Here is a 14,485-nt window from a genome sequence, read left to right as displayed (position 1 = left end):
CTCCTTTTTACCTGAAGGCGCCGTTTACCTGAAGGTGTGTCGCCAGGCGCCGGGGCCGTGCTGAACTACCGGGCGCAGCAATTCACGACGGCGGGAGCTGCGGCCGCGCGCTTGGCCGCCGGTTTCCTCTTCGGTAGCGGAGGACTGCAGCGCAAGAACGACGGCGGTCAGCGCCGCGAGTTCTTCGGCGCTGGGATTTCCTTTGGCAACAGTGAACAACGGGGCCTGCTCGGCCTGGGCCTGGGCTTCTGCATGCATGCGTTCCTCTTTTCCGGACCAGCGCGTGGCGGCCTGGTCGGGGCTGGACCAGCGGGTATGGCCCGTGGCGGCTGTGCTCGCCGGGCGGATGTGTGTCCTGGCGTGGGCGGCGGTCACAGCGGGATGTTTCCGTGTTTCTTGTGCGGCATGGTGGCGCGCTTGTCGCGCAGCGCCCGCAGCCCGCGGACAATCTGCAGCCGCGTGTCGGACGGGGCCACCACCGCGTCCAGATAGCCGAGCTCGGCGGCCTGGTACGGATTGAGCAGTTCTTCCTCGTACTGGGCGACGATCTCCTGGCGGCGGGCTTCAACGTCGCCGCCTTCGGCCTGCACGGCGGCCAGATCCCGGCGGTAGAGAATGTTGACCGCGCCCTGGGCGCCCATGACGCCGATCTGGGCGGTGGGCCAGGCGATGTTCAGGTCCGCGCCGAGCTTCTTCGAACCCATGACAATGTAGGCGCCGCCGTAGGCCTTGCGGGTGATGACGGTCAGCTTGGGCACGGTGGCTTCGGCGTAGGCGTAGAGCAGCTTCGCGCCGCGGCGGATGATGCCGTTGAACTCCTGGTCCTTGCCGGGCAGGAAGCCGGGGACGTCCACCAGCGTCAGGATGGGAATGTTGAACGCGTCGCAGTGCCGGACAAAGCGGGCGGCCTTCTCCGAGGCATTGATGTCCAGCGTGCCGGCGAACTGCATGGGCTGGTTGGCGACGACGCCGACCGTGTGCCCCTCCACGCGGCCGTAGCCGATGATGACGTTCGGTGCGTAGAGGGACTGCATCTCCAGGAAGTGGCCGTCGTCCATCACATGCTCGATGACCGCGCGCATGTCGTACGGCTGGTTGGCCGAGTCCGGGATGAGCGTGTCCAGCTCAAGGTCCGCCTCGGTGGTCTCCAGCACTTCGTCGAAGTCCAGCAGCGGGGCTTCGGTGAGGTTGTTCGAGGGCAGGAAGTCCAGCAGTTCCCGGACGAACTCGATGGCGTCGGCTTCATCGGCGCCCAGGTAGGTGGCGGTGCCGGTGGTGGAGTTGTGCTGCCGTGCGCCGCCGAGGGTCTCCATGTCCACTTCCTCGCCGGTGACCGTCTTGATCACGTCCGGGCCGGTGATGAACATGTGCGAGGTCTTGTCCACCATGACCACGAAGTCCGTCAGTGCGGGGGAGTAGGCAGCACCGCCCGCACACGGGCCCATGATGAGCGAGATCTGGGGAACGACGCCGGAAGCGGCCACGTTGTTGCGGAAGATGTCCGCGAACATGGCCAGCGAGGCGACGCCTTCCTGGATGCGGGCACCGCCGCCGTCGTTAATCCCGATGACCGGGCAGCCGTTGCGCAGCGCGAACTCCTGGACCTTGACGATCTTTTCACCGTTGACCTGGCTCAGCGAACCGCCGTAGACGGTGAAGTCCTGGCTGTAGAGCGCCACCAGCCGGCCATCAACCGTGCCGTAGCCGCTGACCACGCCGTCCCCGAGCGGCTTCTTCTTCTCCATGCCGAAGGCGGTGGAGCGGTGTGTGGCCAGAGCGTCGAACTCCACAAAGGAGCCCTCGTCCACCAGCAGTTCGATGCGCTCGCGGGCGGTGTGCTTGCCACGGGCATGCTGCTTCTCGATGGCTTCGGCGCCGGAGGGCTGCATGGCCTGGGCCTGCCGGCGGCGGAATTCCGCGATCTTGCCGGCAGTGGTCGACAGATCAAGATCTGTTTCGAGGCTCATGAAATCTCCGGATTCTGCGCGCTTGGCGTTGCTGGTGGCGGTCTCGGTGTGCCCGCGGGGAGGCGTTAAGTAGGTTTCGTACAAAAAGTCTGCCGACCGCGGCACTGTTTCACCAAGTCTAGTAAGCGCCGGTGGGTCAATAGCTGTAGCAATCCTACAATTTCGCGCACGGACATTTTGCCGCCCGCGCGTCCGGTGCCTAAACGGCCCGCTCTGCGTAGGATGGATTCATGAGCCAGAGTTTTTCCGACGTTGACCGACCGGCGCTGGATTTTGATGGACTCAGTGATGCGCTCTGTGCTCCGCTGGGACCCTACCGGAAGCTGGAACTGGTGGAGTCTACCGGCTCCACGAACTCCGACCTGGCCACCAAGGCCGGCGGAGACAAAGTGGGCTTCTCCGATCTGAGTGTCCTGGTAGCCGAAGAGCAGACCCAGGGCCGCGGCCGGCTGGACCGGCAGTGGACCGCCCCGCCGCGCTCCTCAGTGATCGTCAGCGTGCTGCTGCGCCCGTTCAACCACGCCGGCAACCCGGTGCCCACGCAGAGCTACGGCTGGTTCTCGCTCCTGGCGGCCATGTCCCTGGCCGAGGCGCTGGGCGAGTATGCCCAGCTGGAGGCCAAGGTCAAGTGGCCCAATGACGTGCTGGTCAGCGGCCGGAAGATCTCGGGCATCCTCGCGCAGATGGTGAGCTACCCGGACGGCACTCCGCCCGCCGTCGTTATTGGCAGCGGTGTTAACGTGACCCTGGGCAAGGATGACCTGCCCGTTCCCACGGCCACCTCCGTTGCGCTGGAAAAAGGTGCGACGACGGACCGCACCATCCTGCTCATGTCCTACCTGCGCGTTTTTGCCCAGCGTTACCGCCAGTTCTGCAACGTCAACGGGGACCCGAAGGCGCAGTGGAAGGACGGCACCACCCTGCTGTCCCGGCTGCAGAAGGTCATGGTCACGCTCGGCCAGCAGGTGCGTGCGGAGCTGCCGAACGGCGGGGAGATCATCGGCGAGGCGTTCGGGCTGGACAGCTTCGGCGCGCTCAAGGTGCGGGAAGCGGACGGCACGGAACATGTAGTGTCCGCCGGCGACGTCGTACATCTGCGCCCCTACGAAGGTTCATGATTTGCCCCACTCAACCACCCCGGTCCCGGAGCTGCGGTGCGGCTGAAACTGGACCCGGGGGAGCGGGTCATTGTCATCACCCGGCCCCAGGCAAGGCGCCTGTTCTGGCCTGCCGTGGCGTTCCTGCTGGTGCTGGCCGCCGGCGGTTTCGGCGCCGGCTGGCTGAGCCGGGAAGACCTGCCCGACTGGCTGGCGGACTGGCGCACGCCCCTGCTGCTGATCGGGCTGCTGCTGGCGGGCAAAATGTCGGTGCTGCCGCTGCTGCGCTGGCTGGGCACCAGGTACCTGCTGACCAACCGGCGGCTGATTGTCCGCCAGGGCTGGGGCAAGCGGCGCGAGCACCAGCTGCTGCTGGCATCGATCTTCGGGCTGGCCACCGAGCAGAGCCTGCTGCAGCGGATGCTGCGCAGCGGGCACTTGCGGGCGGACGTGGGGTACGGGCGTTTTTCGGTGCTGCCGGACGTGCCCGAGGTGGTCCGTTTCCGTTCACTGGTGGTGAAGGCGATCGAGGACCTGCCGCGGACTGCAATGTTCGATGGCGTAGACATGGAAAGATTGCATGAGATGGAATACGGCGAGGAAGGTTGGCAAGGCGATGACCAGCAATAGCGAGCAACGGGAACCGGAGCCGCTGACGCTGTCCATGCCCAGGATCGTGCCCAAGGAAGAGGTCCGCGCGGTCCAGGCGGATGTGCGCGAGGACCCGCAGCCGAACAAGGTGAACCGGCAGGCGGTCCGGGACCTGGAGGTGCGGCTGCTCGGTTCCGAACGGACGATGCGCCGCCGCGAGGTGGCCGCCGGGGCCGGGGTGTCCCTGCTCTCGGCGCGCAAGATCTGGCGCGCGCTGGGTTTTGCCAACCTCGGCGACGAGGACGTGGCGTTCACGCAGGCTGACCTGGAGGCGCTGACCACCATTATCGACATGGTCCGCGACGAGCGCCTGACCGAGGAGGCAGCGATCTCCATCACCCGGTCCATCGGCCAGATGACGGACCGCATGGTGGTCTGGCAGGTGGAAGCCCTGGTGGAGGAGATGGTCCACCAGATGCGGATCACCGACGCCGAGGCCCGCAAACGCCTGGTCACCGAACTGCCCAACCTGATCGAATCGCTGGAAAAGGTGCTGCTGTACTCCTACCGGCGCCAGCTCAACGCGGCGGTGGCCCGGCTGACCGTCCGGGCCGAGGCCGGCCTGGGTGCTGCCGGGGAGCACGACGACGATTCGATGCCGCTGCTGCGCGCCGTCGGGTTCGCGGACCTGGTCTCCTATACCAGCCTGTCCCGCCAGATGAACGAGAAGACGCTGGCCCAGCTGGTGCAGCGGTTTGAGAACAAGTGTGCGGAAATCATCTCCGTGGGCGGCGGCCGCCTGGTCAAGACCGTTGGCGATGAAGTGCTCTACCTGGCATCCACGCCGCACGCCGGCGCCGAGATCTCGCTGGCCCTGGCCAAGGCGATGGCCGACGACGACCTGCTGCCGAACGCCCGGGTGGGCATGGTCTGGGGCGGCATCGTCTCCCGCCTGGGGGACATCTACGGCCCCACCGTGAACCTCGCCTCCCGGCTGACTGCGTTGGCGGAACCGGGCACGGTGCTGCTGGATTCGACCACCGCGGCCACCCTGGCCGGGGACGAACGCTTTGTGCTGATGCCGCAGAAAGTCCGCACCATCCGCGGTTTCGGCGAGATCCACCCGGTGACCCTGGCGCACGGCACGGGCACCGGCCTGATTGTGGACTGACCGCAGTGTGGGCCGGCGGGACCATGGCCGCAACGCCACACGTGGGTAGTTCTGCCCATCGGCGCAGGTTTACCTCAATCGGTTAACCTGCCATAGTCAGACACGGATAAAACCGAAGATGAGGATCCTTGGCGCGCCCAGGTACGGGCGTCCGCGCGCAGGACAATAACGGGGAAGAACTACTTTGCGAAGGCAGCAGATTGTTTGGGCGTAACCGGCGCAGGAAGGCCGTCGCTTCGACCACCACTTTTTCGGTTGCCACCGCGTTGGTGGTCGGCGGTGCCCTGTACTACGAAGGCTTCCCTACCGCGGACGTCGACCTTAACGACGGCGGCGTCTGGGTCACCAACAACAGCGCCAACATGGTGGGGCACCTCAACTACCCCTCCAAAACGCTCGACGGCGGATTCCTCGCCAACAGCACCGGCTTCGACGTGATGCAGAACGCCGGCACCGTCTTTATGGAAAACCAGGACCAGGCCATGCTGAGCCCGGTCGATGTCGCGGAGATGTCGCGCGGGGCCGAGCAGCAGCTTCCCGGTAGCGCCGACGTCAGCTTCGGCGACGAGCTGCTGGCCATCACGGACAAGGTCAAAGGCCAGGTCTTCATCAGCCCGGCGGCCGAACTGGCGTCCTTCAGCGAGGAAACCGCCGAACCCGTGGTCGCCGGTGCCAAGGGGTCCGTGGCCACGGTCGCGCCGGACGATACCGTCTTCGTGGCCAACCCGGACGCCAACGAAATCTACACCTACCGCGTGAACGACGAAGGCGTGCCCGAACGCGTCGAAACGCAATCCGCTGAGCACCTCGACGAGACGGGGGACGTTCAGGTTGCCGCAGTGGGCGACAAAGTGGTGGTGCTCGACGCCGAATCCGGTACGGTGTTCCTGCCCGGCGGCCGCAGCGTGGAACTGCCCGGACTGGACGGGGCGAGGCTCCAGCAGAGCAGCAAGGGCAGCGACTTCGCCGCCATCGCCACCGAGACCGACCTGATCAAGCAGCCGCTCGACGGCTCCGATGCCACCCGCACCCCGATCGGGGGCACCGGCACGCCCGCCGCCCCGGTCCAGCTCAATGGCTGCCTGCACGCCGCGTGGTCCGGCGCCAACCACTACATCCGCGACTGCGGCAACGACGCCGACGACCTCGTCCAGCCGATCAAGGGGATCGGCTCCAACGCCTCGCTGGTGTTCCGGGTAAACCGTGACGTCGTCGTACTTAATGATGTCAACGCCGGCAACGTCTGGCTGGTGCTCGAAAACATGCAGCTGGTGGACAACTGGAGCGATCTGATTCCGCCGGAGCAGGAGAGCGACGAAGAGGACGAGGACTCCGCGGACGAGAACCCGATCAACACGCTGCCGGACCGGACCGAGGAGAACCGGCCGCCGGTGGCGCAGGATGATGACTTCGGGGTCCGGGCCGGGCGCACCACCACGCTGACCATTCTGGACAATGACTCGGATCCGGACGGGGACGTGCTCACCGCTTCGCTGAGCGGGAATCCGCCGTCGATCGGCACGGTCCAGAGCATTTACGAGAAGACCGGGCTGCAGATTGTGATAGACGCCGGCGCCTCGCCGGGCCGGCACAGCTTCGAGTACGAGGTCAATGACGGCCGCGGCGGCACGGACACCGCCACGGTGAACATCACCGTGCGCGCAGAGGGCAGCAACGAGCCGCCGCAGGCCAAGCGCAAGACCAGCATCCTGCTCGAGCAGGGCCGGGAGATCAGCCAGAACATCCTCACAGACTGGATGGACCCCGACGGCGACGACCTGTTCCTGGTCAGCGCCGAAAACACCGCCGACGGCGACCTGGTGCGCACCCGGCCGGACGGGCTGCTGACGTTCCAGGACGTGGGCAAGACCTACGGCAAGAAGGAAGTGAAGATCCAGGTCTCGGACGGGATCGAGACGGTCGCCGGCACGGTCATCGTGGACGTGCGGCCGCCCGGGGCGCTGCCGCCGGTGGCGAACGCGGACCACTTCTTCACCACGGTGGGCCAGGAAATCCAGATCTCCCCGCTGAAGAATGACCTGGACCCCAACGGTGGGCAGCTGCGCCTGGCCAAGGTGGAGCCGGTGGGCAATGCCGCCGCGGTGCCGGACTATGATGCGAGCACCATCAAGTTCAGCGCCGAAACCCCGGGCGCCTACTACCTGACGTACCTGGTGACCAACGGCCCGGCCAGCTCCACCGGACTGGTGCGGGTGGACGTCGGTGCTACCGCCGGCGATGGTGCTCCGGTGGCGGTGCGCGATGTGGCGCTGCTGCCGCAGAACGGCCAGGTGCTGGTGGACGTGCTGGCCAATGACAATGACCCGGCCGGCGGTGTGCTGGTGGTCCAGGGCGTGGAGTCCGGCGCCTCTGAGGTCAGCGTGGAGGTGCTCAACCACAACATCCTGCGCGTCACCGATGTGAAGGGCCTGAACCAGCAGACCACCATCACATACACGGTCTCCAACGGGTTCGCCTCCGCCACCGGCGAGGTGAGCATCATTTCGGTGCAGGGCCCGGACAAGCTGCTGCCGCCGCAGGCCGAGAACGACACCGCCACCGTGCGCGCCGGCGACGTGGTGACCGTGGACGTGCTGCACAACGACAGCCACCCCAACAATGACGAGCTGACCCTGGTGCCCGAACTGGCCGAGACCGTGAACAAGGCCGACGGGGAGATTTTCACCGCGGGGAACTCCGTGCGCTTCATCGCCGGCGACACGGCCAAGACCGTCTACGCGGTGTACGAGGTGGTGGACTCGGCCGGGCAGAAGGATTCGGCGGAGATCCGGATCAACATCATCCCGCGCGATGACGAGTCCAACTCCCAGCCCGCCCCGAAGAACCTCGAGGCCCGCGTGATCGCCGGCGCCACCGTGCGCATTCCGATTCCGCTCAACGGGATCGACCCGGACGGGGACTCGGTGTTCCTGCAGGGGATCGACCGCGCGCCGCAGCAGGGCGCCGCCGTCGCAGGCCCCAATTACATTGACTACACCGCCAGCGAGCAGGGCGCCGGAACGGACACCTTCACCTACCTGGTCAAGGACCGGCTCGGTGCCACCAACACGGCGACCGTGCTGGTGGGCATCGCACCGGCACAGGAGACCAACCAGAACCCGATCGCGCTGGATGACGGTATCGTGATCCGGCCGGGCAAGTCCGTGGCCGTGGACGCGCTGGCGAATGATTCGGATCCCGACGGCGATCCGATCCAGCTGGACCCGGACAAGATCGCCGGCGAACCGGCGTCGCTGAACGCCGCCGCTAACAAGGGCCGCGTGCAGTTCACCACGCCCGAGGAAAAGGGCACGGTCAACGTCCGTTACACCGTGGCCGACGGCCGGGGCGGCTCCGCCGTGGGGACCGTGACGGCCGAAGTGCGCCGGGATGCCCCGCTGCTGGCGCCCGTTGCCCGGGACGACAGGGTGGAACCGGTGGACACCAAGGGCAAGACCGCCGTCGACGTTCCCGTGCTGGAAAATGACGAGGATCCGGACGGCGTAGCCGAGGACATGGACGTCCTGATTAACGGCAACTACCCGACCGCGTCCGTCACCGCGGGCGGCGAGGTCAACGTCGAACTGACGGAGAACGTGCAGCTGATTCCCTACACCGTGCGCGACGTCGACGGTCTGCAGGGCACCGCGGTGATCTGGGTTCCGGCGCTGGGCGAGCAGTACCCGACGCTGCGCGACACGGCCCCGGTCGACGTCACCGCCGGGCAGGAACTGGTCCTGGACCTGGCGGACCGCGTGGAGGTCCGCGACGGCCGCACCCCGCGGATTACGGTGGTGGACAAGGTCTCCGCCATCGGCACCAGCAACCACGACTGGGTGCAGGACCCGCAGACGCTGAGCTACCAGGCGGACCTCGACTATGCCGGCCGCGGCTCCATCACCTTCGAAGTGACGGACGGCTCGGGCCCGGACGATCCCGAGGGCCTGAAGGCCACGCTGACGATCATGACCAACGTCATCCCGGACGAGAACCGCAACTTCCCGCCGGAGTTCACCACCGGCAACCTGGACGTGGCCAAGGGCGAGGACGCCGTGTCCTACAACCTTGCCCCGCTGGTGACCGACGCCAACCCGGAAGACCTGGAGAACCTCGAGTTCACCCTTGTAGGCGGCGCGCCGGAAGGCTTCGCGGTGAACCTCGACGGTGGCGTCCTCAACGTCTCCGCCGAGGCCGACATCGAAACCGGGGCCACCGGCGTCGTCAATGTCTCCGTGACCGACGGTCGCTCCGACAAGGTCATGAGCCGGGTCACCGTGAGCGCGACGGCGACCACCCGGCCTGCGCCGGTGGCCAACGACGACGAGATTCCGGAGGCGGTGCAGGGCGAGCCGGTCACTGTGCCTGTACTGGAGAACGACGTCAACCCGTTCCCCGACACGCCGCTGAACATCGTGAAGGCGACGGCCGGCAACGGCGGCACGGCGCAGGTGCAGGGCGAGAACATTGTGGTCACGCCCGGGGCGGACTTCTCCGGCACCATGAACGTGGAATACACCGTGGAGGACAGAACCAAGGAAGGCTCGCGGCAGTCCAGCGCCAACATTTCGCTGGTGGTCAAGGGCCGGCCCGAGGCGCCGACCACGCCGCTGGTGGACTCCGTCCGCGACCAGACCGTCGTGCTGTCCTGGGGCGCCCCGGCGGACAACGGTGATTCCATCACCAACTACCGGGTGGCGGGGACCGGCGGCTTCAGCCAGGACTGCCCGACCACCACGTGTACGCTGACCGGCTTGACCAACGACGTCGAGTACACCTTTACCGTGGTCGCCGAGAATAGCGTCGGTGAGTCGGACGCCTCGGCGGAGTCCGCCGTCGCACGTCCCGATGTGCGACCGGAAGCGCCGGCTGCTCCGCAGCTGAAGTTCGGCGACAAGTCGCTGGACATCAGCTGGGAACCGCCGGTCAACGAAGGCTCGGCCATCGAAAGTTACACGCTGGAAATCTCGCCGGCACCGCCGAGTGGCCAGTTGCAGAAGACCGGCCTGACCGGTACCGCCTACACCTGGGAAGGGCTGGAGAACGGTCAGGCCTACGAGGTACGGGTCCAGGCGCACAACAAGGCGCCCGAACCCAGCGAGTTCAGTCCGTACTCCGCCAAGGAAGTGCCGGCCGGACCACCGGCAGCTGCCGCGGCACCGAGCACCGAACGGGTGAAGTCGGTGGGGGAGCAGAGCCAGCTGAAGGTCAGCTGGAGCGCCCCGGGCAACAACGGCGGCGAGATCCTCGACTACACGGTGCGCGAGTACCAGGGCGGGGACCTGCAGCGGACGTTCCCGCCGGTCAACGCAACATCGCAGACGGTGACCGCGCCGAACTCGGAGACGGACTACACCTACACCGTCACCGCGCGGAACAAGGCCGGCGACGGCGAAGCCAGCCCCCAGTCCAACGCCCGCCGGGCGGTGGGCGCCCCCGCGGCTCCCACCGGGGTGTCGCTGAAGGAAGCCAACACCGGCGGGGCCGGCCGGGCGGTGACAGTCTCCTTCAACGAGCTCACCACTGCCCAGCGCAACGGCGCCCGGGCCGGCGAAGTCAGTTACCGGGCAAGTTTCAGCGACGGCCGGTCCATGGCCATCACCAACGGCCAGAAGGTCGGCGGCTTCACCAACGGCACCGCCGTCACCGCCCAAATTACGGCCGTGGCCAACAGCGACGGCGCCAGCTACAACAGCCCCGCCAGCGCCAAATCCGGCGCGGTAAAGCCGTACGGCGCGCCGGGCAAGCCCAGCGCCTCGGGCAAGGGCCAAAGCGGGGAGACAACCAATCCGCAGGTCACTCTTAGCTGGGGGCCGCCGAACACGTCCACCCACGACGTGGACAAGCTTCAGATCAATATCGACGGCAAAGGCTGGGAGAACGTCGCGGGCCGTTCCGGCAGTCGCACGCTTAACGTGGCCCATGACTCGAATCACACGATCAAGGTGCGGGCTCTAAACTCGCGCGGCGATGCGGGCATCGTGGCTTCCGCCTCCGCCAGGAGCGGGACGAAACCCAAGCCCAAACCGCCAACTTCTTGGCAGGTCGTCGTCGGAGGAAGCGGCACCGACCTGCAGACCAATCACCGAACGTGCATGGAGAGTCAGGACGGGAGCAGCAACAACTTTAACAACGGTGAATGCAGGAATGATCACTGGGCGGACTGGGGCAGCACTATCACTGTGGACTGTTATGTCGTGTGGCCCAGCAAGAACTGGTACAGGCAGTCAAGCGGCGGGAAGAACAGCGGCATGGTGATCAAGGGCCTTCATATCCACGAGACCGGTAAGGGCGGCAACATGGGCGCCAGTGCACCAGCCGGCATGCCTAGGTGCAACGGCTAGAAAGCGTCGAATCTGGTTGAGGTGAGCCCACTGCGGATCTCCTCGTACGGATCCGCAGCTGTCCTCGCCTCAACTTCTTTTGACTGATCAGAAGGGAGGTGGGTCGTTTTTGATGGTGCCGTCCCACGGCGGTGCTTGTTTTGGGCGGAGCCGTTGGCGGTGGTTATCGGGCAGATTATGCAAAACCGTATCGGGGTATGCCGGTGGGCTGGTGTCGCGGAAATCGCCTGGCCGGGTGGTGTATTTCTGGTTCCCAGGCGTGGTGGTGGTGAATTCGCCGGGACCGGTTTGAATTATTTTCCAACCGGCGTGGGACTTGAGCCGGTGCAGCGATTTACACAGCGGTCCGAGATTGATGTAGTCGGTTTCGCCGTGGCCGCCGTTTCCGTGGTACTCGATCGTGTGGTCCAATTCGCAGTCTCTCGCGGGCGCGGTGCAGCCTGGTCCGGCACAGACAGGGTCGCGGTGTCTGACGGCGCGGGCCAGATCCGCTGGCGGTTTGTAGGTGGTTTTGCCGTAGGAAAGCACGGCCCCGGTCTCCGGGTGCGTCAGGATCCGGTGGAACGAGGGCGCGTCCTGGCACAACCGCCGTGCCACGTCGGCGGGAATCGGCCCGTATCCTTCCAGCGTGGCGGGTTCTTCGTCCAGTCCCAGAAGCGTGAACACGGGCACCGTGAGGGCGACTTCTGGGCGGATGCCGGCGGCGGGGCCTGTGTCCATGCCTGCGTGCAGGAGCAAGTCGGCGAACACATCGGCGCGCAGCTGGCCCACGGTGCGGGTCTCTGCCTCCGTCTGCAGATTGCGGGCAGCATCGGTGAGCCGGTTGAGGATGGCCAGCCCGGTCTCTGCGGACACTCGGGCGCGCAGGGTGACCATGCCGTCGTCATCCGGTTCCAAGCACACGTTGCGGCGCTTAAGTGCCCGGGCATGGCGTTTGGCCAGGGAGTCCGGGTCGCGGGATTCGCGTTCTTTCTGCGCGGCATAGCGCAGTTGCCCGGTCGTCTGCTTCCCGGCTTTGGCGAGCAGAGCTTGTTCGTATCCCGGTTTCTGTCCGTCGGGCAGGGTATCGCCCTGCCGTACGATGACGGTCGCCTGGTCCAGGTCCATTTCCCCAGCGGTCAGCGCGGCCAGCGTGCCCGGGTAATGTGTACACAGCTCGCGCGCCTGCTCGAGGGTTTGCCTGCCCTCCCGCTCGGTTCTCCGGTACAAGCAGGCGAGTTCCTCGGCCGCGGACTGATCAGCCAGATCCTGCAGTGGGCCGGTCAACTCCGGGCCGGCCGCTGTACGCGGCGGCGGGAGTTGGGCGAGCGCCGCGTCGCCGACGCGCGTGGCCAGACGTGCCATGCTGGCCTGAACCCAAGCGACCAGTCGCCGGCCCGCTACCAAATGCTCGACCGCCGCTTGGTAATCCAACGCGTCCACCCCCGCCAAGGCCGAAGCATCACTGGCGGCGCCACTGGCTGTGTCGGCGTCAACAGCGCCGGCAGCGTTGGTGGTGCCTGATGTGTTGATGGTTCCGAAGAGACGGAACCATTCGCCAGGACCGCCGGCGGCGATCCTGCTAAGACGGTGGGCGTAATACTCCTCGTGATCTTCGGTGAACAGTTCGGCAGGGACATCGCCGAGTTCCTCCGCAGGTCCCCAGCAGACCGGTACCGGCCCGAACAGCGGCGGGCACGCCCATTCGGGTTCGCGGTCCCACGGAGCGAAGTCATCGAACCCCACCTCGGCGTCGTACAGTAAAGGCTCTTCCGTGGGCCGCGGGATGTCCTGTTCGGCCAGCGGATCCGGACCGTACTCCGACAGCGCCGGATCCGGGTATCTGGCTTTGGCACTCAGCTCCTCCATGGCCCTGGCCTGCGCGCGCAGTTCGTCCATGTCTTTGGCCATCGCCGGGCTCCGCGGCGGCAACCCGGCGGCAAGTCGTTCGCGTGCCTCTTTTCGGCGCCGCTTTATCCAATGCGCAACATTCTCCCGCAGCTTCTCCTGCGTTCCCCGGTAATGGCTCCAGCCATCCTCGCGGCGGACCACGGCCTCACGTTCTCGATCCCGGGGCCGCCGGCCGTCACACACCATGGCTGGGACATCCTCCTGCATGGGAAGCTGCCCGCCAGATGCGTGTCCGTCTGCCGTGGATCCAGGATCCGGTGAGTGTTCTTCTGCTGCCATGACTCCAGTCCATCACCTGCCTCTGACAATCAAGAGGCATAATCCACCCAGGTACCCGCGTACGGAGAAAATTCTTAAGAAATCTCTTTTTCGAGTGTTCTTCCTTGGATGTTTCCGGGCCAGGGATCGGAACGGACGTTTAACCAGTAGCCGGCCGCCATGGCCTTTGTCGGCGGCACACTCATTCCCAAGGCGCCGATACCAGCCTGAGCAATGACCTGGCCTGGTGGTTACCGATCCGGCGAAGGGACTGGTCTAGGCCATAGACCCGGCAGCCTGCGGCGTTTACCCCGGACGGCCTGGAGCCCGTGCATACCGCTACCTCCGGAGTCACCGCGGTTGCCGGTCCGGATCAGACCACCAAATCAGCCGAGCCGGAGTCAATGATCCTGACCACGGTGGAGCTCGACGAACAGTACCTGCCCACCGGGACGAACAGCAGGGAGATTCCCCAGCTACGTGGTGCGGATAAACTGCAGCTGGCAGCCGTGGGACCAAGCAGTGGTCCTCGACGCCGCACCGGGACTGGCCTTTAACGGAGCCGGCCGGCAGCTTGAACTCGGTGCGGGTAATTCATCCACTCTCCAGGGCGAACAGGCGGCCGTTAGTGCTGGCGGGCTTTATCAACGGGGTGTCCACTTCGGTGACGTTCCGCGCAGTGTCGAGAGCCAGCGGCACCGCCGTGAGTGGTTCCGGCGCCACGTCCGGTTCCGTGCTGCCTTACGGCAAACCGCTGTCGCCCAGAGTGCAGGGCCACGATGCCCCGAAGGGCTCGCAGGACGTCAAGTTCACCTGGGAGACTCCGGTGGCCAACGGGAAGGACATGGACCGGATCGAATGGCGCCACATCGCAACCACTTACCCTTGGGATGACCCGAACCCGGACCGTGCCGGAAACCTTGCGCCGAGAGCAGGGAGCAAGACGATCAAGACCAGCTGGGACAACTCCACAACCTTGGAATTCCGGGTGTGCGATGTCACCAACATCTGTTCGGACGGCGTTATTGTCCACGGCAGGACCGGTTCGGCGCCGGGCGGGTAGCCAGTGCCGCGCTGCTATGGGTAGTTCTCCCCGTGGCAGCGTTTAACCTGCCGGTTTACACTTACTGGGGTGGCAAGGGGGCCGCGGGTCCCGGTTCCGGGCAAAAA

9 protein-coding genes are annotated in these 14,485 nt (G+C 66.1%); 6 read left to right on the top strand and 3 right to left on the bottom strand.

The window, feature by feature from the left end; all coding sequences use genetic code 11:
• Positions 1–24: 24 nt before the first annotated feature.
• Together HGO92_RS11700 and HGO92_RS11695 are read right to left on the bottom strand one after the other, a co-directional pair.
• Positions 25–375 carry an acyl-CoA carboxylase subunit epsilon gene (locus HGO92_RS11700; RefSeq protein WP_346768933.1) on the bottom strand — a complete coding sequence of 117 codons (351 nt, stop codon included), beginning with the start codon at positions 373–375 and terminating at the stop codon, positions 25–27.
• Entirely contained in the window at positions 372–1,967 is a 1,596-nt protein-coding gene (locus tag HGO92_RS11695) for an acyl-CoA carboxylase subunit beta (protein WP_169994966.1), read from the bottom strand. Before HGO92_RS11695 ends, HGO92_RS11700 begins: the two co-directional genes overlap by 4 nt.
• Before the next feature lie 230 nt (positions 1,968–2,197).
• Here HGO92_RS11695 and HGO92_RS11690 point away from each other — a divergent pair, with 230 nt between their 5' ends.
• The 4 genes from HGO92_RS11690 (at position 2,198) to HGO92_RS11675 (ending at position 11,167) form a co-directional block, all read left to right on the top strand.
• Positions 2,198–3,085: a biotin--[acetyl-CoA-carboxylase] ligase gene (locus HGO92_RS11690; protein ID WP_169994964.1), complete on the top strand. Its 888-nt coding sequence runs from the start codon at positions 2,198–2,200 to the stop codon at positions 3,083–3,085.
• A 36-nt stretch (positions 3,086–3,121) separates the two neighbouring features.
• Positions 3,122–3,694 (top strand): PH domain-containing protein, encoded by a 573-nt coding sequence (locus HGO92_RS11685; RefSeq protein WP_169994962.1) that lies wholly within the window; start codon positions 3,122–3,124, stop codon positions 3,692–3,694.
• Complete coding sequence (locus HGO92_RS11680; protein WP_205834442.1) at positions 3,681–4,826, top strand: adenylate/guanylate cyclase domain-containing protein; 1,146 nt, start codon at positions 3,681–3,683, stop codon at positions 4,824–4,826. The genes HGO92_RS11685 and HGO92_RS11680 overlap by 14 nt, the downstream gene beginning before the upstream one ends.
• Before the next feature lie 200 nt (positions 4,827–5,026).
• Positions 5,027–11,167 (top strand): Ig-like domain-containing protein, encoded by a 6,141-nt coding sequence (locus HGO92_RS11675; protein WP_169994960.1) that lies wholly within the window; start codon positions 5,027–5,029, stop codon positions 11,165–11,167.
• A gap of 87 nt (positions 11,168–11,254) precedes the next feature.
• On the opposite strand, the gene HGO92_RS11670 is transcribed toward HGO92_RS11675, so the two are convergent.
• Positions 11,255–13,336: an HNH endonuclease signature motif containing protein gene (locus HGO92_RS11670; RefSeq protein ID WP_169994958.1), complete on the bottom strand. Its 2,082-nt coding sequence runs from the start codon at positions 13,334–13,336 to the stop codon at positions 11,255–11,257.
• 308 nt (positions 13,337–13,644) lie between these two features.
• On the opposite strand from HGO92_RS11670, the gene HGO92_RS11665 reads away from it, so the two are divergent.
• Both HGO92_RS11665 and HGO92_RS11660 read left to right on the top strand, forming a co-directional pair.
• Entirely contained in the window at positions 13,645–13,872 is a 228-nt protein-coding gene (locus HGO92_RS11665; RefSeq protein WP_169994956.1) for a hypothetical protein, read from the top strand.
• A 71-nt stretch (positions 13,873–13,943) separates the two neighbouring features.
• Positions 13,944–14,378: a hypothetical protein gene (locus tag HGO92_RS11660; RefSeq protein ID WP_169994954.1), complete on the top strand. Its 435-nt coding sequence runs from the start codon at positions 13,944–13,946 to the stop codon at positions 14,376–14,378.
• Positions 14,379–14,485: the final 107 nt, after the last annotated feature.

The organism is Crystallibacter degradans, from assembly GCF_012952295.1.
Taxonomy (GTDB): Bacteria; Actinomycetota; Actinomycetes; order Actinomycetales; family Micrococcaceae; genus Crystallibacter; species Crystallibacter degradans.
The sequence above is the reverse complement of the archived record's forward strand: the minus strand, read 5'-3'. Positions and strand labels throughout refer to the sequence as shown.

Coding starts and splice junctions, on each gene's coding strand:
- HGO92_RS11695 (WP_169994966.1), bottom strand. CDS start 1,967: ATGAGCCTCGAAACAGATCTTGATCTGTCGACCACTGCCGGCAAGATC.
- HGO92_RS11690 (WP_169994964.1), top strand. CDS start 2,198: ATGAGCCAGAGTTTTTCCGACGTTGACCGACCGGCGCTGGATTTTGAT.
- HGO92_RS11680 (WP_205834442.1), top strand. CDS start 3,681: ATGACCAGCAATAGCGAGCAACGGGAACCGGAGCCGCTGACGCTGTCC.
- HGO92_RS11670 (WP_169994958.1), bottom strand. CDS start 13,336: ATGGCAGCAGAAGAACACTCACCGGATCCTGGATCCACGGCAGACGGA.